Origin of the sequence: Pseudonocardia benzenivorans CB1190 (genome assembly GCF_000196675.2) — a bacterium.
Classification (GTDB): Bacteria; Actinomycetota; Actinomycetes; order Mycobacteriales; family Pseudonocardiaceae; genus Pseudonocardia; species Pseudonocardia benzenivorans.
In genome coordinates this window covers 1,221,773-1,242,756 of sequence record NC_015312.1, presented here as the reverse complement: position 1 = coordinate 1,242,756, position 20,984 = coordinate 1,221,773, and the positions used below count along the sequence as shown (strand labels likewise).

At 70.5% G+C, this 20,984-nt stretch carries 21 protein-coding genes; 7 read left to right on the top strand and 14 right to left on the bottom strand.

All coding sequences use genetic code 11. The features are described 5' to 3' along the window. Positions 1-23: 23 nt before the first annotated feature. Entirely contained in the window at positions 24-254 is a 231-nt protein-coding gene (locus PSED_RS05970) for an RNA-binding S4 domain-containing protein (RefSeq protein ID WP_041760550.1), read from the bottom strand. Positions 255-262: 8 nt separating this feature from the next. Further along, entirely contained in the window at positions 263-1,021 is a 759-nt protein-coding gene (locus tag PSED_RS05965; RefSeq protein WP_013673354.1) for an AfsR/SARP family transcriptional regulator, read from the bottom strand. Between the two features lie 99 nt (positions 1,022-1,120). Here PSED_RS05965 and PSED_RS05960 point away from each other — a divergent pair, with 99 nt between their 5' ends. After that, complete coding sequence (locus PSED_RS05960; RefSeq protein WP_013673353.1) at positions 1,121-1,282, top strand: hypothetical protein; 162 nt, start codon at positions 1,121-1,123, stop codon at positions 1,280-1,282. A gap of 86 nt (positions 1,283-1,368) precedes the next feature. After that, positions 1,369-2,211, top strand: coding sequence for an SDR family oxidoreductase (locus PSED_RS05955; protein WP_041759323.1), 843 nt, complete (start codon positions 1,369-1,371; stop codon positions 2,209-2,211). 33 nt (positions 2,212-2,244) lie between these two features. Here the strand turns inward: PSED_RS05955 and larA are convergent, their stop codons facing one another. Then, entirely contained in the window at positions 2,245-3,525 is a 1,281-nt protein-coding gene (larA, locus tag PSED_RS05950; protein WP_013673351.1) for a nickel-dependent lactate racemase, read from the bottom strand. Positions 3,526-3,839: 314 nt separating this feature from the next. Between larA and PSED_RS05945 the strand changes: the two genes are divergently transcribed. Together PSED_RS05945 and PSED_RS05940 are read left to right on the top strand one after the other, a co-directional pair. Further along, on the top strand, positions 3,840-4,637 hold the full coding sequence (locus tag PSED_RS05945) for a DivIVA domain-containing protein (protein ID WP_013673350.1): 798 nt from the start codon (positions 3,840-3,842) through the stop codon (positions 4,635-4,637). 326 nt (positions 4,638-4,963) lie between these two features. Further along, a complete protein-coding gene (locus PSED_RS05940) occupies positions 4,964-5,266 on the top strand; it encodes a hypothetical protein (RefSeq protein ID WP_041759321.1) in 303 nt (100 codons plus the stop codon). Between the two features lie 36 nt (positions 5,267-5,302). Here the strand turns inward: PSED_RS05940 and PSED_RS05935 are convergent, their stop codons facing one another. Genes PSED_RS05935 through PSED_RS05925 form a run of 3 tightly spaced genes read right to left on the bottom strand, consistent with a single transcriptional unit; the run spans position 5,303 to position 6,742 of the window. Then, positions 5,303-5,692: a VOC family protein gene (locus tag PSED_RS05935; protein ID WP_013673349.1), complete on the bottom strand. Its 390-nt coding sequence runs from the start codon at positions 5,690-5,692 to the stop codon at positions 5,303-5,305. After that, complete coding sequence (locus PSED_RS05930) at positions 5,689-5,979, bottom strand: ArsR/SmtB family transcription factor (protein ID WP_041759319.1); 291 nt, start codon at positions 5,977-5,979, stop codon at positions 5,689-5,691. Before PSED_RS05930 ends, PSED_RS05935 begins: the two co-directional genes overlap by 4 nt. Before the next feature lie 40 nt (positions 5,980-6,019). Next, positions 6,020-6,742, bottom strand: coding sequence for an SDR family oxidoreductase (locus PSED_RS05925; protein WP_013673347.1), 723 nt, complete (start codon positions 6,740-6,742; stop codon positions 6,020-6,022). Positions 6,743-6,847: 105 nt separating this feature from the next. Here PSED_RS05925 and PSED_RS05920 point away from each other — a divergent pair, with 105 nt between their 5' ends. Beyond that, positions 6,848-7,693: a LysR family transcriptional regulator gene (locus tag PSED_RS05920; RefSeq protein WP_041760549.1), complete on the top strand. Its 846-nt coding sequence runs from the start codon at positions 6,848-6,850 to the stop codon at positions 7,691-7,693. A 98-nt stretch (positions 7,694-7,791) separates the two neighbouring features. On the opposite strand, the gene PSED_RS05915 is transcribed toward PSED_RS05920, so the two are convergent. The 8 genes from PSED_RS05915 to PSED_RS05880 form a co-directional block, all read right to left on the bottom strand. Then, the gene (locus PSED_RS05915; protein ID WP_013673345.1) at positions 7,792-9,429 is read right to left on the bottom strand and encodes a PucR family transcriptional regulator; all 1,638 of its coding nucleotides are present in this window, start codon (positions 9,427-9,429) and stop codon (positions 7,792-7,794) included. Between the two features lie 142 nt (positions 9,430-9,571). After that, positions 9,572-10,591 (bottom strand): aromatic/alkene monooxygenase hydroxylase subunit beta, encoded by a 1,020-nt coding sequence (locus PSED_RS05910; RefSeq protein ID WP_013673344.1) that lies wholly within the window; start codon positions 10,589-10,591, stop codon positions 9,572-9,574. Positions 10,592-10,621: 30 nt separating this feature from the next. After that, positions 10,622-10,924, bottom strand: coding sequence for an MmoB/DmpM family protein (locus PSED_RS05905; protein ID WP_013673343.1), 303 nt, complete (start codon positions 10,922-10,924; stop codon positions 10,622-10,624). Positions 10,925-10,958: 34 nt separating this feature from the next. After that, complete coding sequence (locus PSED_RS05900) at positions 10,959-11,312, bottom strand: Rieske 2Fe-2S domain-containing protein (protein ID WP_013673342.1); 354 nt, start codon at positions 11,310-11,312, stop codon at positions 10,959-10,961. Positions 11,313-11,371: 59 nt separating this feature from the next. Continuing rightward, complete coding sequence (locus PSED_RS05895; RefSeq protein WP_013673341.1) at positions 11,372-11,644, bottom strand: toluene-4-monooxygenase system B family protein; 273 nt, start codon at positions 11,642-11,644, stop codon at positions 11,372-11,374. Positions 11,645-11,692: 48 nt separating this feature from the next. Beyond that, a complete protein-coding gene (locus PSED_RS05890) occupies positions 11,693-13,210 on the bottom strand; it encodes a YHS domain-containing protein (protein WP_013673340.1) in 1,518 nt (505 codons plus the stop codon). A gap of 85 nt (positions 13,211-13,295) precedes the next feature. Further along, positions 13,296-15,302, bottom strand: coding sequence for a hydantoinase B/oxoprolinase family protein (locus PSED_RS05885; RefSeq protein ID WP_013673339.1), 2,007 nt, complete (start codon positions 15,300-15,302; stop codon positions 13,296-13,298). After that, positions 15,299-17,335 (bottom strand): hydantoinase/oxoprolinase family protein, encoded by a 2,037-nt coding sequence (locus tag PSED_RS05880; RefSeq protein WP_013673338.1) that lies wholly within the window; start codon positions 17,333-17,335, stop codon positions 15,299-15,301. Before PSED_RS05880 ends, PSED_RS05885 begins: the two co-directional genes overlap by 4 nt. A 540-nt stretch (positions 17,336-17,875) precedes the next feature. Between PSED_RS05880 and PSED_RS05875 the strand changes: the two genes are divergently transcribed. Continuing rightward, positions 17,876-19,498 (top strand): purine-cytosine permease family protein, encoded by a 1,623-nt coding sequence (locus tag PSED_RS05875; protein WP_202946352.1) that lies wholly within the window; start codon positions 17,876-17,878, stop codon positions 19,496-19,498. Then, on the top strand, positions 19,495-20,970 hold the full coding sequence (locus tag PSED_RS05870; RefSeq protein ID WP_013673336.1) for an NAD-dependent succinate-semialdehyde dehydrogenase: 1,476 nt from the start codon (positions 19,495-19,497) through the stop codon (positions 20,968-20,970). Before PSED_RS05875 ends, PSED_RS05870 begins: the two co-directional genes overlap by 4 nt. The last annotated feature ends 14 nt before the right edge of the window (positions 20,971-20,984 follow it).

The window sequence follows — 20,984 nt, the reverse complement described above, 5'->3', positions numbered from 1 at the left end:
GGCGCCGGGCCCCGGGCGGCGGCTCAGTCCAGGACCGGGCGGGCGCGCTCGTCGCCCACCGCGACGACGTCCCCGGCCCGCAGCTGGGCGCCGCGGCGGGTCTCGAGCCGGCCGTTGACCTGCACGGCCTCGGACTCGACGAGCTCGCGCGCGTGCACACCGTCCTCGGCGAGGCCGGCGAGCTTGAGGAACTGACCGAGCCGGATGGGCTCCTCGCGGATCGGGATCTGACGGATCGGGGGCCTGGTGGGCATGCCGCCCATCATCCCCGGCCGCTCGGCGCCGCCCCGAGCAGCTCCGCGTGCAGCGCCCGGCTCACCGGCCCCGGGACGGCGCCGAGGTCGTCGCGCAGCACCCGGGTGAGCCGCTCGTAGACCTCCAGCGCGGCACCGCGGTCGCCGCGACGGTCGAGCGCGCGCATCAGCAACCGGTACCCGGTCTCGGAGAGCGGGTCCTCGTCGACCAGCGCGCGGGCGCTGCGCTCGGCGCTCGCGAGCTCGGTCGGCCCGAGCTGCAGGCACGCCTCCGCGTAGCAGGTCAGCGCCCGGCGCCGGTCGTGCGCGAGCTCCTCGCGGCGGCGCAGCACCCAGGGCTCGTCGAAGTCGGCGAGGAACGTGCGCTGCAGCACGAACAGCGCGCTCAGCGCCTCGGTCCAGGCCCGCCTCCAGTCGCGCTGCGCCGTCGCGGCCTCGGCGGCGTGCAGTGCGGCCCCGGCGACGGCGCCGTCGACGATCGACCCCTCCGGCAGGACCAGCTGCAGACCGGACCGGCCCCGGATCTCCGCGGGCGCGGCCAGGGCCCGGACCTTGGACAGCAGCGCGGTGAACGTCGCAGAGGCGCCGTCGGGCGGGGTCGCCGGTGCCCACAGCCGTTCCACGATCGTCCTGCGGTCGACCGGGCCGTGCCGCGCATCGGCCAGCAGCGCGACCAGCAGCCTGCCGCGCCGGCCGGGCAAGGCCTGCTCGACGGACCTGCCGTCGACCGCGAGCGCGAAGCGTCCGTGCAGCTGGATCCGGACCACGACGCACAATTGCAGGTTTTCGGCAGGGTCGGTGTCAATACTTTCGGATCGGCAAGGGCGCCGGAGCCGGCGCCGCGGAGTCCGACGATCGGAGCAGCTGTGAACCAGGTGACCTGCGAGTGCGGTTTCCAGACCCGCGACGCCCAGGAGGGGCCCGTCGTGACGGCGGTGCTCGACCACGTCCGGTCCGACCACCCCGACCTGCAGGGATCGGTGACACCGGAGGTCGTGCGCGGCTGGATCGAGATCGTCCCCGACTAGGGGCGCCCCTCGGCGGCCTCGGCTCGCGCCCCCGGAGGAGTTTGGGCCCTGGTGAGGCCGCGGCCGTGCCCGGCAGGGTGGACGGCATGACGAACCCGCGCAGAGCACGGATCGCGATCGTGACGGGCGGCGCGTCGGGAATCGGGAGGGCCCTCGGCGCGGCACTCGTCACCCGCGGCGACACCGTCGTGCTGGCCGACGTCGACATCGAGGGGGCGACGTCGGCCGCGGACGCCATGTCCGCCCGCGGTCCCGGGACCGCCGTGGCCACCGAGCTCGACGTCCGCGACGGGTCGGCCGTCGAGAAGCTGGTCGCCGACACCGTCGACGCCCGCGGCGGGCTCGACATCATGGTCAACAACGCCGGGCTCGGCATCGGCGGCCCCGTCGAGGAGCTGACGTCCGCCCACTGGGACCGCGTCGTCGACGTCAACCTGCGGGGCGTCGTGCACGGGGTGCACGCGGCCTATCCCGTCATGGTCGAGCAGCGGCGCGGGCACATCGTCAACACGGCGTCGATGGCCGGGCTCGTCCCGTGCCCGGGGCTGACCTCCTACGCGACGACGAAGTGGGGGGTCGTCGGGCTGTCGCTGAGCCTGCGCGCCGAGGCCGCCCGGTACGGCGTACGCGTCACGGTCGTGTGCCCGGCGGGAGTGGACACCCCGTTGCTCGACAAGGGCTCGCCGTCCGATCTGCCGCGCATCCCGTCCGACGACACTGTCGACACCCGCAGGATGATCACGAAGATGAGCGGCGGGAAGCTCTACGACGCCGACACGCTGGCCGCCGACGTGCTGCGCGCCGTCGACCGCAACAGGGCGCTCGTGGCCGTGCCCCGGTACGCGGGCCTGATGTGGCGGTTGACCCGCCTCTCCCCCGCGGGGATGACGCGGCTGAGCAGCATCATGGCCGCACGCGCGATGCGCTGACCGTGCGTGGCTGGCGGAGGCGTGCCGGTCGCCTCAGGCGGCGACGTAGGGCAGGGTCAGCGGGCCCTCCGGGAGCACGCACACACGCGCGTCGGGACCCGCGGCGGCGAGGGCCTCGTCGACGGTGGCGCGGACGTCCTCGCACGGCAGCAGGTGCGCCGAGCGCAGGTCGTCGGCGTCGAGGAAGTCGGTGCGGACCGCCACCTGCGCCCGGTCGAGGACGCGGGCCAGCACCTGCACCTGCCACTGGTCCGGGACGGTCCGCTCGCGGGCGGCGATCGACTCCAGCAGCGCGCGCGGGGAGTCGGCGGAGGCCAGCACCTCGCGGAACGAGCCGTGGTCGGGGAAACCGTCGCGGCACTCCGCGGCGCAGACGATCCGCCCGCCGGGGCGCACGACGGTCGCGGCCGCCGACATGCCCTTGACCGCCTGGTAGAGGTTCTGGTCGAGGGGGTGCCCGGCGTTGGTGGTGACGACGACGTCGAACAGCCCGTCGACCGGGACCATGGCGACGCGGCGCGCCTCCTCCCGCGCGACGGCGTGCATCGCGAGCACCTCCCCGCCGAACGCGGCGACGACGCGCTGGTCGCGGTCGAGGATGACGTCGCAGGCGAAGTCGACGCCGGTCGCCGCGGCGATGGCGCGCACGTCGTCGTGGACGGGGTTGCCCTCACAGATCCCCCAGATCGCCTTCGGGTCCCCGATCCGCCGGGCGTCGTGCAGCGTCAGGACGGTCTCCAGCGCCGCGAGCCCCGGCGCGACGAGCTTCGGACCGCCGCTGAAGCCGGCGAAGAAGTGTGGTTCCACGAAACCGGTCGTGAGCCGGACGTCGGCCTCCACCCAGTCGCGGGCGAGCCAGACGGGCACGTCGGCGCCGTGGCGACCGCGCCACACCAGGGTGGACTCGTCGCGCGCGTCGTGGTTGACGACCCGGTAGGTCCCGAGGATCTCCTTGCCCAGCATGGCGAGCAGCTCGTCGTCGGTGTTGCCGCGGTGGGTGCCGGTGGCCACCATGATCGTCACGTCGTCGGGTGCGACGATCCCGTCGAGCTCGGCGAAGATCTCGGTGAGCATCAGCTCGCGCGGCTGCGGGCGGGTGCCGTCGCAGATCGAGATCGCGACGCGCTGCCCCGGCCGGACGACCTCCCGCAGCGGCGGCCCTGCGACCGGGTTGCGCAGCGCGTCGCGGACGAGCTGCTCCGGTCGCGTCGTCACCGTCAGGTGCCGTGGCTCGACGACCGTCGTCCGGCCGGCCGGTAGGTCCACCTCCAAGCCGCTGTGGCCGTATGCGAGTCGGACCGTGCGCTCACCCACCGTTGTTCCCCTCCCGGCAACCGTCCATCGACGACAGGCTGCCGTATCCGGGACGACGCTGCGACGGTGGGGCCATTCGTCGCACCGGCGATTCCGCCGAACGGACCTGGTGGCCGCCGTGCGCGACGTGGATAACGTAACGGCGCCCACGCCCGACATCCCTCACGGAACCGGATTTCCCCGGTCCCGTGCCGCTCCCCAGGCGACGCACCCGACGACAGGCAGGTCAGCCCGCCGTCACCGCTCCATGTCCGTTTTCCGCACGTCCGACGCGCGAGGTGCTCGGCACCCCGCCCTCCAGGAGGAAAACCTCTGTGACCGGACCGATCCCCACGACCGAGAACGTGCCCGAATTCCCGGTCGCCATGCGCGGGTACGAGCGCAGGCAGGTCGACGAGTACGTCGCCGGGCTCGTCGAGAAGCTCGGGCGCATGCGTACCGAGATCGCCGAGGGACAGCGCAAGCTCCGCCTCGCGACCGAACATGCCGAGGCCACCGAGCGCGAGCTGCGCGAGGCCCGCAACCGGCCGGCTCCGGAGCCGGCCGCGCCGACCGAGGAGGGTTTCGGCTTCCGCGCGGAGAAGCTGTTGCGCATGGCCGAGCAGGAGGCGACGGAGTTGCGCGCCAACGCCTCCCGGGAGGCGTCCGGCATCGTCGAGAAGGCGCGCACCGAGGCCGAGCAGCACCGCCACGAGGTGGAGCAGAGTCTGATCAGCCGGGCCTCGGCGATGGAGCAGCAGGCCGCGCAGCGCGCGTCGGAGCTGCAGGACCGCGAGCAGCAGATCGCCGACCAGCTGGCCGCCGCCCGTGAGCAGGCCGACGAGCTGCACGCCAACGCCGCCCGGGTCGCCGAGCGGCTGCGTCAGGAGTCCGAGGCCGCAGCCGAGGAGGCCCGCAAGGTGGCCGAGCAGGCTGCGCGGCGTCGCGAGGAGAAGGCGAACCAGGAGGTCGAGCGCCTCACGGCCGTGCAGGCCGACGTCCGCGCCGAGCTGAGCCGGCTCGCCGGCGTGCTCGGCAAGGAGCTGGGACAGCCGGCCCCGGCACCGCGCGAGGGCTCAGGGTCCGTCCCCGGCCGCCGCGGCGCCCACGCCTCGCAGGCCGCCGCCACCTGACGCCGACGATCGCGGCGCCGGTTCCCGACGGGTACCGGCGCCGCGACGTGTCGGGCCGGCGTGCCGCGGTCCGCGAGCGCCGCCCGAGATCCGGATCGCCCTGGGCCCCATGCCCTGCAGCGCCGGCAGGCCCTACGCCGGGATGCCGCCGAGCTGCGCGACCCGGGTGCGGCCCGCCGGGGTCGGCGCGCCCGTCGCGGGCCGTCCGGTCCCGCGCGGCGGGTCACCGTCGGTGGCGCCGCTCGTCCACCCCCCGGCCCGGTGTCGCCGTCGTGTCGCCGGCCAGCTCGGCCGTCGCCTTCTGCTGGAGCGCGGCGGCCTCGGTCATGAACCAGTCGACGACCGCGATGGCGATCGAGGACGCCGTGACGCTGGCCCGCTGCCTGCGCGACCATCCGTCGATCGACTCGGCTTTCGCCGGGTACGAGTCGCAGCGCCGCGAGCGGGTGGAGAAGGTCGTCAGGCAGGGCAGGCGCAACGGGTCGGGCAAGACCGCCGGGCCGGTCACGCGGGTCATCCGCGACAAGGTGATCATGCCGCTGGTCGCCGCCCGGGCGGCACGGACCGGTGCAGGCCCGAGCGAGTGGCTGTTCGGCCACCACATCGAGTGGGACGCGCGCGTCGGCTGACGGCTGCACCTGCGCACCACGGCCGGGACCGCCCGGCTACTTCATCGTCGCGAGCTGGATGAGGTTGCCGCAGGTGTCGTCGAGTACCGCGGTGACGACGGGCCCGAAGTCGGTGGGCTCCTGGGTGAACACCACGCCCAGCCCGGTCAGCCGCTCGTGCTCGGCGTACACGTCGTCGACCGCGAACTGCGTGAACGGGATGCCGTCGGCGACGAGCGCCTCCTTCAGCGGCTTCGCGGCGGGGTGCCCGTCGGGCTCCAGCAGCAGCTCGACCCCGTCCGGCACCGCGGGCGAGACGACGGTGAGCCACCGCGCCTCGCCCATCGGCACGTCGGTCTTCTTGAGGAACCCGAGTTTCTCCGTGTAGAAGGCCAGCGCCTTCGCCTGGTCGTCGACCCACACGCTGGCGAGGTTGATCCTGATCACGGGTCGGTTGCCTCCCTCTCGACGGGCCACCGCTCGACGATCGCCCGCAACGGGCTGGTGTCGATGTGGTGGAACTTGTACCGGCCCTGGCGCCGGGTGTGCACCAGGCCGGCCTGCTCGAGGACGGCGAGGTGCTGCGAGATCGCCTGCCGCGACGAGGTGAGGCCGTGCCGCATGACCAGCCGGCCGCACAGCTCGAAGAGGGTCTGGCCGTCCCTCTCGATCAGCTCGTCGAGGATCGTTCGTCGCGTCGCGTCGCCGAGCGCCTTGAACAGGTCGGCGTCCACCACCGGATTTATACGCAAGTCACCACTTGCGTGTCAACGCTCACCAGGGCACGACACCCGCGTCCTCGAAGAACCCGCCCGTCGGCCCGCCGTCGGGCAGCGTCGCGAGCCGGATGGCCGTCGCCGCGCCCTGCTCCGGTGTCCGGTGGCCACGGTGGCCGTTGAGATCCGTCGCGACGTAGCCGGGGCACGCGGCGTTGACCAGGATGTTCGTTCCCTGCAGCTCTTTGACGTACTGGATGGTCACCGCGTTGAGGAAGGTCTTCGACGGCGCGTACGCGGCCGAGATCGGGCCGACGTCGCCCCCCTGGCTCTGGCGTGTCAGCGAGGCGACACCGCTGGACATGTTCACGATCCGTGGCGACGTGGATCGCCGCAGCAGCGGCAGCATCGCGTTGGTGACGCGGATGACCCCGAGCACGTTGGTCTCGACGACCGTCCGCACCGTCGCGAGGTCGACGACCGTCGGCTCCTGCGGCCCACCGCCGGTGATGGCCGCGTTGTTGACCAGCACGTCCAGCCGACCGGCCCGCTCCTCGAGCAGCCGGGCCGCAGCGGCGACGCTCTCGTCGTCGGTGACGTCCAGCGGTACACCGAACGCGTCGACGCCCGCGGCCCGGAGCTTCTCGACGGCCACGGCGCGACGCCCGTCGTCACGCGCACCGACCCCGACCGACATCCCGCGCGCGCCGAGGCCCGCCGCGATCTCGTACCCGATCCCCTTGTTCGCGCCGGTGACCAGCGCGATCGTGCGTTCGCTCATGCGGTCCACAGTGCGCCCGGAGTGGTCGCGCGCTCCAACACCGATCGGGTCGCCGTCGATATCACCGCGGTATCGACGCAGGTCCACACGGGTACTGTGGGTGTGGTGGAGACACGGGAGCTGCGGTACTTCGTCGCCGTCGCCGAGGAGCTGCACTTCGGGCGGGCGGCCCGGCGCCTCGGGATCGCCCAGCCCCCGCTGTCACGGGCGATCGGGCTGCTCGAGCGCAGGCTCGGAGCGACGTTGCTCGAGCGGACCAGCCGCTCCGTGACGCTGACCGAGGCCGGGGAGGTGCTCCTGCGCGAGGGCCGCGCCGCGCTCGCCGCGATCGACGCCGCCGAGCGCCGCACCCGCCGCGCGGCAGCCGGGAGCGGCGACGCCGGGCTGGTGCTCGTCACGAAGGCGGGCGCGTCGAACGAGCTGCTGGCGAAGCTGCTCGACGCCTACGCGGCCGAGCCCGGCGCCGTCCCCGTCGAGGTCGTGCTCTGCGGACGCGGCGAACAGGAGCCGATGCTGCGCGACGGCCGCGCCGACGTCGCCCTCCTGCACCGGCCCTTCGACTCGACGACCGGATTCGACTACGAGGACCTGCACACCGAGGGGCAGGTGGTGCTCCTGCCCGCGGGACACCCGCTGACCAGCCACAGTCGGCTGCGCACCGACGACGTCGCCGCGGTGCGCGGGCTCCCGCAGCCGCGCTGGCCCCGCCGCGACGGCACCTACCCGGCGGGCCCCGGTCCGGAGGTCCGCGACCACTCCCAGCTCCTGCAGCTGATCGCCCTCGGCCGGACGCTCGCGGTGCTGCCCGAGTCGGTCCGCGTCCACCTGCGCGACGACGTCGTCGCCGTCCCCCTGGTCGACGCACCTTCGGTGACCACGGTGATCGCCTGGCCCCCGCAGAGCCGGTCGCGCGCCGTCGCCGACCTCGTCCGGAGCGCGGCGCGGCTCTGACCGTCCGATGAGTTCTTGGCGGCGCCAGACGTAGATCGTCTGCTCGCTGATGTCGAGATCAGTGGCGGTCTGAGCGACACGGTGACAGCGGCGGCGCGCTACATCGACCGCCGGGTCACCCGCTGACGCTCGGCCACCGAGCTCTCGTCGGCGCCCGCGGACGGCGTCGAACCCGCTGTCGACGACCGCGTCCGCGCCATGATCTGCACGGCCAGGTAGATGTCGACGATGGTGGACAGGTCCCGCAGTGAGCTCCCGATCAGCTCTTCGGCACGACTGATGCGGTATCGCACGGAGTTCGGGTGGATGTGGAGGCCATTAGCGGTGTCGTTGATGCTCAGGCTGCTGTCGAGATAGGCCATCAACGTCTCCAGGATCGGTCCGCTGCCGTCCAGCCTGGCCAGGAGGTCGCGAGCGCGGCCGCGGAGCTGGTCCTCGCTCGCCGTGCTGATCGCGATGTCGGCAACGGTGAAGTCCTCGAACCGCTGGACCGCACCCGGTCCGTCCGGCCGGGTCAGCGCGCGGGTCAGGGCTAGCCGCGCGTCGCGATAGCTGTTGACGACCTGGTCGAGGGACGCGACCTTGCGCCCGACGCCCGCCGACGCGGGGAAGCCGCGGCCGCCGAGCACTTCGACACACTCCTGGACGATCTGCGGATCGGGGGCCTGGACGAGCAGCACGATGAGGCCGTCGATCGCGGCGACGAGGTTTGGCGCCGTCGAGTTCGCCGCTAGGCCCCGGGTGATCTGCGTGGACTCCCGTAGCTGGTGCCTGTGCACCTCCGGATCGAGGCGCTTTCCCGTCCACTGCGCCTGCGCGATCGCGGCGACGTAGCAGGGGCCGTGCGGGACGAACCCAAAGGGACGGAGGTAGTCCCAGCCGAAGCGCTCGTGCTCGTTCCCGGTGATCAGGCGAGTGAGGACGTCGGCGCGCTGGAGGGCCTCCTCGTTCGCCGCGGCCCGCCGGCTCAGCGCGATGACGTCTAGGAGCTGCTCGACCGTGGCGATCAGCGGGGAGACGATGTCGTCCGACGTCGCTGCCCCGCGCTTGGCGAGGACGATCCATCGGTGGGTCTCGTCGGAGCCGGTGATCAGCGAGGCGACGACGTGCCACTGCCCGACGGCGAACCGCTGCCGTGTGTGCCTGCTCTTGTCGATGTTGCGCCAGATGACCTCCGTGGGTCCGTCGCCGGTCACGGAGAGGACCCGCCCGTCCGGGTAGTAGAGGATCACCGTGCTGTGGACGACGGCACCGAGCTGGCGGAGGAGCGAGCCCGTCGGGTCAGGCGCAGAGACGGCGGCGATGAGGCTCGACTGCAGTGTCAGGAGGCGCTGGTAGAGCTGCAGGTCGGCACGGGTGACGCGCTCGTTGATGGCGTCCTGGACGTCGCGCAGCGAGGCGCTCGACCCAGCGACGAGCAGGACGAGGTCGTGCTGTTCCGCCGCGTCACGCAGCGCCCGGGGGACCTCGTCGCCGTTCACGACGGCACGCACGATGCCCGCGGCGCCTGCACGCCGGGCTGCGGCGATTAGACGGCGGTCGGCCGCCTCGTCGGGGCCGACGGGGCCACCACTGGTCAGCAGCAGCAGGTTGTGGTGGCGGTCGGTGCGCGGCTGCTCGCCGAGCTGGAGGAACGCGGAGCCGGCTACCTCGGTCTCGAGCGCCTCGTCGCCTCCGACGACGAGCTGCAGGTCGAGGTCGTCCTGCTGGAGTACGTCGCGCAGGGTGAGCGTCATCGGTCCTCCCCAGTGCCGCATCGTCGGGGCCTTACCGTGGGTGGAAGTCCTGAGATCGTCGCACAACGGAGCCGACCGTCGCGGCGCCCATCGACCCTATCCGGCCGCTGCGCACCGCGACGGTGCTCCGGTGCCCGCCGGCTCAGAGGCTAGCGACGGCTGCCGGTGTCAGCAGCGACTCACGGTGGTTCGCAAGCTCCCGGGCGACCTCACCGGCGTCGACCGCCTGTGCCAGCGCACTGCAGTAGGCGGTGACGGCGGCATCGGCCAACGGGGCCCACTTGTTGAACCACGACTGCACCAGGTCGCGGTTGTCGTCTCCGTGCTCCGGCGAGTCCAGCGCGTACCGCAGCAGCGCCTCGGACCATCGGACCGTCCGCTCACTGTCGATGAGCTGAGCTCGGCAGAGGAGGGCGAGCAGGGTGTCGCCGTTGTCGTGCGCGACGGTCGACAGGGTGCGCAGCAGCGCGGCGTCGATCGCAGGCTTCGCCACCAGGTTGAGCGCGACGAACTGCTCGGCCCAGTCCCACGTGACGAGGGTCTTCTCCATGAGCTCGCGGAAGCCCTGCCAGGCGGGGTGATTCTCCCAGGTCGCGCGCTCCTGGCTGCCGAAGCCGACATCCGGGTGCGTGGAACGCAGCTCCGCGGTGCGGTAGGCAGTGCGTGACACCCACCGGAGCTGGTCACCCGACTCGAAGATGAAGCAGTTCTCGATGGTGCTCGACGGCGACAACGCGGCGAGGTAGGCCGCCGCCATCTGGACCGTATGCAGGAGGTACTTGGCCGGCGTGTAGAACGTCGCGAGCCGGCCTACCCACTCGGTGGTCAACCCTTCGTCGTGCTCGTTGCCGCTGTGGTCCTCGAGCAGGGCGTCGACGTGTGACTCCTGGCCATCCTGGATCATATTGTACGTGCGGTAGACCAACTGGTCGGGGTCGCGGAAGCCGTCCCAGTCCCCGTGGCGGAGCGGGCTGTTGTTGCGGTACTTGATGTACCAGCGGCTCAGCGGAACGTCGGGTCCCATTGCCCACGGGGCGTCGTCGTCGGTACTCCAGAGCAGGTTCGTCGAGACGATCTCGTACTCGGTCGGGCGCCGCCGGTTCTTGGCGAGGTGGCTCCAGGTCTTAAGGGGTGCGAAATCGCTTTCGTGCTCGACAGCCATTGTTGTGGCTCCAATCCTTCTTCCGTATCGCTAATGCTTGATGAAGTACCAGCGCATATACTCGTCATGCGTGTCGATCTGTCCGGAATAGCCGGTCAGATTGACCTCGAGTTCCTGCATGGCGAACGGACGGCCGAGGAGTCGTTCCATGGTCGCGCGACGGATGACGAGGCCCCCCTCGGCCTCCACCCGCACGTAGGTGCGGTGGTCGTCGACGTGGATCTCCTTGCCCGGGTTGTCCTCCGCGATCGCGTCGACGGCGACGACGGAGATCTCCCCGCCCCGTAGGAGCGGGCCTGCTCGCAGCGAGGACCGGGTGGTCGTTTCTGTCATTCTGGTGCCCATCCTGTCGAGCCGAACCACGCCGTCAGGCGTGTGAATGGAATGGATCGATGCCGTCGACGGCGACGAATACGAATCCGTCGCGTTCTTCGACGGGGTACAACGCCAGTTTCGCGTCGTCCGGGTTTATGCTCCGGCCGGTTTGTGCGTCGAACTCCCACAGATGGGCGCCGCAGGTGAGCGTGCACCCGTCAAAGTCGCCGTCGCTCAGCGGGAAGTCCTGGTGCGGGCAGGTGTACTGCACCGCGCGGACGGCACCGTCGTCCGTGCGTAGCAGCAGGACCGGGGTCTCACCGACGGTGAATTCCTGCATCTCGCCGGCCCAGAGGTCGTCTGCAGGGCACACCTGGTGGAAGTGCGGCGGAGGCGGTTGGGACATGCCCGTCCTTCCCTTCCCTGTGGTCCCTCCGGTCCGCGAACCGGAGGGACCACGTCGGGTCAGTCGTCCGAGACGTAGATGTCGATCTGCTGGAAGTGCCGCAGCCGCGCCTCCGCCACCGTCATCGATCGCGGGAACGGGTCCGCGTCGTCGGTGTCGGTGGTCGGCCGCACCCGCAGCATCGCGCCGGGCTTCGGGTGACGAGCCTGGTAGCCCACTGCCGGTGCGAGACAGGCCTCGACGACCTGGTCCATCGTGAAGTCCGTGTCGACGTCGATGATTCGGGTGTGGGCGTCCTTCTCGAGACGTCCGATCACTGCGAGGGAACTCATCGTCAACCTCCGTTTCCGTGGGTGGTGCCGGTTGGGGGATCCCCTGGATCAGCTGCCCGCGACGAGCCTCGGTGTCGCGCCGGGCTCGTCGTAGGCCCTGACCCAGGCGAGGTCGTGGGCGTCCCGTCCCCCCTGGCTGATCACACCGGAACCCATGTACTGCAAGATGCTCTCCGGCGTGTTCGGTGAGATCTCGCCGTTGTACATGCGGTCGGCAATCGTGTTGAACGTCTTGTACCGGCTGGGCTCGAGCTCGAAGATCCACTTGCAGACGGTGCTGCAGAAGCTGTAGAGCCGGCCCTCGTACTCGAGCTGGTAGGCCCGGGCCTGCCAGACGGTCCCGCCCTTGTTGGAGATCGGGATCTGGCACATGTTGCACATGGCCGGCATGCCGACCGCCTCGGACTTCTCGGGATGACCTGCGCGGATGTTCTCGATCATAACGTCCCAGTACATTCCGAACGTGTCGTTCCAACCGGGATACTTCTCCTCCAGCCACGCCCGCTCGCGGGGGCCGACGTTGCCGGTCGGGTTCCACCACAGGGTGTTGCGCCACGCCCACGTGGCTGCGGCTTGGCAGTGGTGGTGGGTCTCGACGTCTTCGAGGAAGATGTCCCAGTACCAGGGCCGCTCGAGGCCGAGGTCGAGCAGCTGGCGCTCGAACTGTTCGCCGACGAATTCGGTCATGTACTCCTTGAACGATCGGTCGCGCTTCTCCAGCGGGATCCAGTAGTCCATCGGGATGCCGGTGAGGATCGCGAAGATGCGGTGGATCCTCCAGAACGCGATGTCGACCGCCTGTTGCGCCTCGGCCTTCCTGCCGTTGCGCACCATGATTTCAAGGACAGGCGTCCCGATCTGGGCGTGCCTGGCCTCGTCGGACTGGATGCTGGTGATCAGGTTTGAGAACGTGAAGTCGCCCATGTTGGCCGCGTCGGCCGACAGGCCAATCATCTGGATGTTGGTCAGACCCGTCTCGAACGCGAAGTTCAGCATCACCGAGGTGGTGACGGCATCGCGGGTCATCATCACGTCGTCGAGCGCATGGCGGCCGGCGATCGCGGCCCAGTTCTTGCTGTGGTGAGCCTGGTGGGCCCAATCGAACTGGCGGTCCAGGGACACGAGCTGATGCGGAAAGTAGAGCTGGATCTGGCCATGTCGGAGCTCGTCGAGCATTCCGAAGGTCGCCATGTTGCGCATTCCGGGGGCCTTGGAGAAGCGCGTCATCCGGGCGTCGGACTGGCAGGCGGCGTACTCGGAGAGCGCGATGGCTCCGTAGTGGAGCTTCAGCATGCTGAGGTACGCCGGGTCGGCGTCCTCGTAGTAGCTCGAGCGCGCCAGGGCCGCCTTCACCGAGTAGGCGCCGGCGTCCTTCTCCCGCTGAACGCTGACGTACTCCCGGTAGGAGACCTTGTACGGCTCATCGAACGTCTCCCACTCGGCGACAGGGATTCCGTACGGGTCGCTCTGGTCCGGCGGGAACAGCTCGTCGACCTCGACGTACTTCGGCGTCCAGTTCGTGTCGCGTGCGATGTCGTACCACGCGGATCGCTCCAGGAGCGGCATTGTTCGGGTTCCTCTCGTTCGGTTTCGGATCGTAAGTTCGCGGGAAGGGTCGGCGGCGCGGAACGCAGCGCGAGGAGGAGTCGGTTCAGGCGGGCCAGAACCGCACGCATCGGCGCTGGAAGATGTCGCGGAACTGCTCGGTCGTCCGGACTAGCAGCCGGCCGCTGCCCCAGTCGAGGATGACGCCGAACTGACGGACGAGGTCGAACTCATCGAGCTCGCCGTTCACGTACATCTCCGCGACCGCGGCGGGATCGGCATGGAGCGCGTCGACGCGGTGGCCGCGCAAGCGCCGCCGCTCGGCTGCGGTGCCGACGTCGTCGACCTGGAAGGAGTCCGGATCCTCGGGGTCGTTGCGGACGACGACGCCGTAGTCCTTGCGGGCCCGGTCTACGGATACGTAGTCGTCGACGACGTCGGCGAGCACGCGCTCCGGGTCGCGGCACAAAGGGTCGCCGAACCCGCCGCCCCCGGCCGACGGCCGCTCGAGTGAGTCCCCCGGGACGATCGTGAGGCGTGAGGCGAGCGCGCCGAGGTAGCGGGCCCCGGCCGAGCGTGGGTTGATGGACAGGCCGTGCGGGCAGCTCGGTAGACCGCCGCCGGTGCCGGTGATGACCGACCGTGCCCGGTCGGAGCAGTAGGACAGGACGACGCCGTCGCCGTCGGTCAACGTCACCTCCTTGACCAGCCCGAGCCCGCCGCGGAACTCGCCCGGTCCGGCGGAGTCGGTCCGGAGCTCGCACCGGCCGGTAAGGACCGGGGAGGAGCGTTCCTGCATCTCGATCGACTGGATGGCGTGGCCGACACCGAAGATCGAGGCCGTCGCGTTCGAGCCGTCCTTGCCGTTGCGGCCGCCCCACCCGCCGGCCATCCAGTCGTAGTACATGAACCGGCCCTGCCTGCCCCGGCGCACGTCGCGGCCGCCGAGCAGGAGGTACTCGAGGTTGAAGGACGTGCTGATCGCCCGCTGCGGGACGATCTCCGACCAGATCTGGAAGATCGCGCTGACGATCTTCTCGTAGGGGCCGGCGTAGAACCCGGTGACCGCAGTGGGCCACGACGCGTTCACCACGGTCCCCGGTGGCCCGAAGTCGACGAGCAACGGCCGGTAGAAGCCGGAGTTCAGCGGGACGTCGGGGAAGAACGTCTTGGTGCCGGCGACGATGGCGGAGAACGTCCCGCCGAAGGCCGAGTTCAGGAAGCTGCCGATGGCTGGGTGGGAGCCACTGAGGTCGTATCGGATCGCGTCGCCCGCGATGTGCATCCCGACGCGGATCGGGACGAGCCCGTCGCCCTGGTTCGGGTCGACATCGATGTAGTCCTCCGCCTCCCAGTAGCCGTCCGGGAGCGCACCGACGCGGCGGCGGACGACGCGCTCGACGTAGGCCTGCGACTCCTCGAACGCGGCGAGGACGGCCTCCCTGCCGTACTTGGCCGTGAGCCGCAGGACCTCGCGCTCGCAGACCCGTGTGGCTTCGGCCTGGGACAGCAGGTCGCCCTCGGCATCCTCGGGTGCCCGGGTGTTCGAGGCGATGAGCCGAGCCACGTCGGCGAGGTACCTGCCGCGGTGCCACACGCGGACCGGTGTGATCCGGAGTCCTTCGCCGAAGTGTTCGACCGCGGTCGTGTCGAACGACCCCGGGGCCGACCCGCCGACGTCGGCCCAGTGCCCGTTGCTCTGGGCCATGGCGATCAGGACGCCGTCGTCGAAGATCGGGCGGAGGACGCGGACGTCGTTGAAGTGGGTGCCGCCGGCGTAGGGGTCATTGAGGACGAACACGTCGCCGTCGCAGATGTCACCGGGGAACGCGTCGAGCACGGCCTTCGCGGAGAAGTGCAGTGTCCCGACCTGGACGGCCACGTCCTGGCTGCCCTGCGCGACGGTATCGCCGTTGGCGTCGCTGAGGGCCCCGGAGAAGTCGCGCGCGTGGATGACGAACGAGTGCGAGGTCCGCAGCAGCTGTTCGGCCATCAGGTCGACGGCGGTCACGAAGGCGTTGCGCAGCACCTCACTCGTGATGGGGTCGAGCACGGGACCGTCGGACGGGGCGACCGCCGCGGGCTTGGCGATTGCCGGCTCGGAAGCGGTCATCGGGCCGACACCTCCTGGCGCGGGGTGACGCGCAGGTTCAGCATGTCGTCGACGACGGCGCCGGCCCCGGGCGGGAGCAGGGTCGTCGAATCCGACTGTGAGACCAGTGCGGGCCCGTCGATACGAGCCCCTGGGAAGAGATCCGTCCGGTCGAACACGGGGGTGTCGATCCAGCTGCCCGTCTCGACCGACCGGACCCGCCGGTGGGTCGCAGGCGTGAGCGGTGGGGAACCCCAGCTGCCGGGGCGTACCTCGGGCTTGTCGATCACGCCGAGCGCGGAGACGGAGAGCTGGTACAGCTCGACCTCAGCCTCGGGCTGGCTGAACCCGAACTCGCGGTGGTGCTGGGTGTGGAACTTGGCGGTGAGCCCGTCCAGGCCGCGCACCGGTCCGTCGACCGGGATCGACAGCGACCGGTACTGCCCGCGGTAGCGCATCTCCACGAAGCGCTGCAGGCTCATTCGTTCGGGTGCGACGTGGTCGTCCACCAGGCTGTCCCGTGACGACGCCTCGAGCTCGAGGAACGCCGACTCGACCTCGAAAGGGTCGGCGGAGTCGACACCGCGGATGAACATCGTGCTGAGGTCGTGGCGGGTGTCGACGAGCAGGCACCCGAGGGCGGAGGTCGTACCGGGGTGTGGCGGAACTACGATCTCGGGGATCCCCAGCTCGCGAGCGAGCTCCACCGCGTGCAGCGGCCCGGCCCCGCCGAACGCGACGAGCGCGAACTCGCGCGGGTCGTGTCCTCGCCGGACCGACATGATGCGCAGCGCGTCGGCCATGTTCGCCGACGTCACACGGACGATCCCGACGGCTGCCTCCTCGGTGGAGCAGCCGAGCTCGGCCGCGACCAGCCCGACCGCCCGTGCAGCCGCATCGGGATCGAGGATCCGCGTCCCGCCGGCCAGCGACGTCCCGATCCGGCCCAGTACCAACTGAGCGTCGGTGGTGGTCGCCGACGTACCGCCGAGGCCGTAGCAAGCTGGTCCGGGGTTGGCGCCCGCCGACTGCGGGCCGACACGCAGGGCGCCACCGTCGTCGACCCAGGCCAGCGAGCCGCCGCCTGCGCCGATAGTCAGCACCTCCAGCGACGGGAAGCAGATCGGGTGTCCGTAGTCGACGTGCCAGTTGCGCACGATCCGGGACTCGCCGTCGAACACGATCGAGATGTCGGCACTGGTGCCGCCGATGTCCAGGCCGATGGAGTTCTCGAAGCCGCAGGCCAGCGCGATGTGCTTGCCGGCGATCGCCCCCGCCGCGACCCCGGAGGAGGCGAGGCGCCCGGCGTACCGCTCCGCGGTCTGGGACGACATGAGACCGCCACCGCCGTGCAGGAGCTGCAGCCTGCCCCGGTATCCGGCCCGGCCGAGCTCGTACTCCAGACCGGTCGTGTACTGCTTGACCAGCGGCGACAACAGCGCGTTCACGACGGTGGTCGAGAAGCGCTCGTGCTCCTGGATCTCGGGCAGGACGGTGCTGGATACCGACACGACCACGTGCGGCAGTGCTGCCCTGATCAGGCGCTCCATCTCCTGCTCGTGGGCCGGGTTGACATAGGAGTTGAGGAAGCAGACCGCGACCGTCTCGACCTCGCGGCGGCGCAGCGTCTCGATCACCGCCTCGGCCTCGCGCACGTCCAGCGGGGTGATGACCCGACCCATGCCGTCGATCCGCTCCGTCACGACGAGCCGGTCGCGGCGCGCGATGTAGGGCGGGGCGACGTCGGCGTAGGCGTCCCACAGGTCGCTCTTCGTGCCGCGCCCGATCTCGAGCACGTCCCGGAACCCGTGCGTGGTGACCAGCGCCGCCTTCGGGAAACGGCGGTTGAGCAGGGCGTTGGTCGCGGCGGTCGTCCCGTGGGAGAAGAACTCGACGCGGCCCAGGTCCACGTCGGCCTCCCCGAGACCGTGCAGGACACCCTCGACCGCGTGCTCCGTGGTCGGGACCTTCGCGACGACGAGGCCGTCGTCACCACCGACGACGCAGACGTCGGTGAAGGTGCCCCCGACGTCGACGGCAACGCGTTGTCCCACGGTGCACCTCCTCCTGACTCGTCGTGTCAGTGCGGCGGGGCGTCGGCCCCGCGGCCCTGTCAATCTGGCTCAGCCGGTCCGACGAGAGCAATAGGAACTAGTGAGAGACGCGAGCCCCCGACTTGTCGTCGCTCCGGACCCCCTCGCCGGCTCCGGTGCCCGGCGGCCCCCAACCCTCACACGCGAGGAGCCGGCGCTGCGTATGCGGCCCGGTCCGGCGGCCGTTCGGAGCACCGGCAAGGACCTGGCGGCCCAGCCGTCATCCGATATCCAAACGGGCCGCCGCCTGATTGGAGGACCCACAGGAACTGCGACCGGCGGCGCCTGTCAGTACTCCAGAACAGGCGCCGCGGATTGTCGAAAACTCTGCTTGAACCGCCCCCACGGGCATGCAAATAATCTACCGCTCCGTGCGGCTCGAGGGTCGCGACATACGAAACGACCCGCCGCGGATGCGCAATACCGGCCATCTCGCCGACAGATCCTCGGAGGCATATCATGAGTGGGGAAGATAGAACAGGTTCCTTGGCGCCACTTCGGGTGTCGTACGAGGACGACCCGCGCGTGGTCAGGAGCGCGGGAACAGAGGATTACGCGCTCCACGTCGCCCCGAGGACTTGGAGGTCAGGACGGGTATCGCTGCTGATGGCGTGGTACGCGTTCGCGAGCGCCATGTTCTGGCTGATCGTCGGGGCGACGGTGTCGCTCGCCGTCGGAACGCGAGACACCCTGATCGGCCTGGGACTGTCGATCATCGCGTACAGCGTGTTCGGCACGCTCCTCGGCAGGCACGCGGCACGTACCGGAATATCGAGTGCACTGTTCTCGCGCGCCTTGTTCGGCTATCTCGGAGCCGCGGTAGCACCATTGATCGTCGGAGCGACGGCGCTCTACTACGCAGTTTTCGAAGGCTCCGTCGTCGCCGAGGTGTTCCACCAGTACACGGGGTGGGGCAACATTCAGATCTGGTACCTGATCGTCGCCGCGTACAGCATTCCGATCGTCATCGGCGGCGTGCGCACCTGGCTCGACAAACTGAACGGCGTCCTGCTGCCGTTCTACTACATCGGCCTCACCGTCGCCGTCGTCTGGACGATCGTCGTCAACGGTTACAGCAACGACTGGCTCACCGCCGGCCCCGTTGACCCGCAGGCGAACTTCTATGCGCCCGGCTGGGTCTTCGCCTTCTCGGTCTACATGGGCGTGTGGATCATGAAGCCCTTCACGTGGGATTATGCCCGGCTCGCAAAGACCGCCGACGCCACCTTCCACAAGTGGCTCACCTTCGGCCCGCTGTTCTACACACTGACCCTGGGCGTGAACGCGGTCGTCGGCATCTTCCTCGCGCACAGCCTCACCGCTGGCACGACCCTGACCGAGCTCTCTGCGGTGCAGGCGATCGTCGGCCTCACCGGAATCTTCGGCGTCGCGCTGGTCTGGGTCAGCCAGACCAGGATCAACACGGCCAACTACTACCTGGCGAGTATCAACGCAGAGAGCTTCTTCGCCCGCGTGTTCCGCATCAGGCTCCCGCGCCGGGTCTGGGTGGTCCTGGCAGGTGTCGCGGTCTTCGCGCTGATGCTGACGAACGCCATCTCCTACCTGCTGAAGGCGCTCCAGTGGCAGGGTGTCGTCGTCGTTGCCTGGGTTGCGATCGCGCTCGTCTATCTCGCATTCGCGCGGCGTGACCGTCGCCCCTCCGAGGAGTTCGAGTTCCGTCCCGGACGGGTCCCCGCGTTCAACGTCGTCGGTCTCGGCTCGTGGCTCGTCGCATCGATGACCGGGATCGTCATGGTCGAGGCCGGCGGATCGTTCGGGGCGACATGGGCACCACCGTTCGCCTTCGTGATCGCGGGCGTCCTCTACGCGATCGGCCGGTACCTCACTGGGGAGCGCCACGTCCGGCTGATCCGCCCCCACGATCCCCGCTTCGAGGTCGACGACCCGTGGGAGGCACGGGTGGAGTGCGCCTCGTGCGAACGGTCCTACATCGCCCAGGAGATGGATCGGAACCCGGCGACCCCCGGCCACGCTCCGATCTGTGGCGAATGCGGCAGCAACGACAACGCCTACCTGCGTGCCGCCTACGCCGAGGCGCGGACGGTGCCGACGACACCGGTCGCGGTGGACGCCGCCCCGAAGGCCCCGGAGCCGCGGGCATGAACACGACGGCCCTCCTGGCGCCGGCCGTGGGCGCCGCGCCGACGCAGCTGCTGATCGCGGGTGATTGGCGCGATCCGCGGACAGAGGGCGCGCCGCTGGTCGTGACGGACCCCGCGACCGGGGCGACCCTCGCCGAGATCGCCGACGCCGCCCCGGAGGACGCGGTCGACGCCGTCGACGCCGCGGCGACGGCCTTCGACAGCTGGTCGAGGACCGCGCCGCGGTACAGGGGGGAGCTGTTGCGTGCGGCCTACGACCTCCTGATGGCCCGGGCCGGCGCGTTCGCGTCGGTGATCACGAGCGAGATGGGCAAGCCGCTCGCGGAGTCGCGGGCGGAGGTGGCATACGGCGGAGAGTTCCTCCGCTGGTACGCCGAGGAGGCGGTGCGCGCCACGGGAACGACGCGGACCGCCCCCGACGGCGCGGCGTTCCACACGACGATCAGGCAGCCGGTCGGGCCGTCGTTGCTGATCACCCCGTGGAACTTCCCACTGGCGATGCTGACCCGCAAGATCGCGCCTGCCCTCGCCGCGGGGTGCACGGTCGTCGTCAAACCGGCCGAGGAGACACCCCTCACCGCCCTCCTGTTCGCCAACCTCCTCGTCGAGGTCGGCGTGCCGCCGGGGGTGGTCAACGTGCTCACGACGTCGCGGCCGGGGCAGGTCGTGGCCCGCATGCTCGACGACCATCGCATTCGGAAGCTCTCCTTCACCGGCTCCACCGAGGTCGGCCGCCGCCTGCTCGCGGCCTCGGCGAACGGCGTGCTGCGGACCTCGATGGAACTGGGCGGCAACGCCCCGTTCGTCGTCTTCGCCGACGCGGACCTCGACGCCGCGGTCGAAGGCGCGGTCGTCGCCAAGCTCCGCAACGGCGGACAGAGCTGCGTCGCAGCGAACCGGTTCATCGTTGATCGCCGTGTCGCCGACGAGTTCGTCGCGGCGTTCGCCGACCGGCTGCGGGCCCAGGTCGTTGGGCACGGTGCCGATCCGGCGACGACCCTCGGCCCGATGATCAACACCAGACAACGCGACCGCGCGGCCGGGCTCGTCCGGGACGCGATCGCCGACGGCGCGACACCGGTCCTGTCCGACGATCCCGAGCCCGGGACAGCGTTCCTGCGGCCGGTCCTCCTGACCGACGTGTGCACGGATTCGGCGGTCTGGCGTGAAGAGGTCTTCGCGCCGGTCGCGCCCGTCCGCGTCGTCGACTCCGAGGAGGAAGCGTTGCAGCTCGCATCGGACACGGACGCGGGTCTCGTCGGGTTCGCCTGGTCGCGGGACGCGGCGCGGCTCACGCGAGCCGCCCATGCCCTCGAGTGCGGCATGGTTGGGCTCAACCGTGGCCTCGTGTCCGACGCGTCCGCTCCGTTCGGCGGGATGAAGCAGTCGGGCCTCGGACGCGAGGGCAGCGACGTCGGAATGCAGGAGTACCTGGAGACGAAATACATCTCGCACCCGTTCCCGCCGACGTGATCGTCGACGACCGC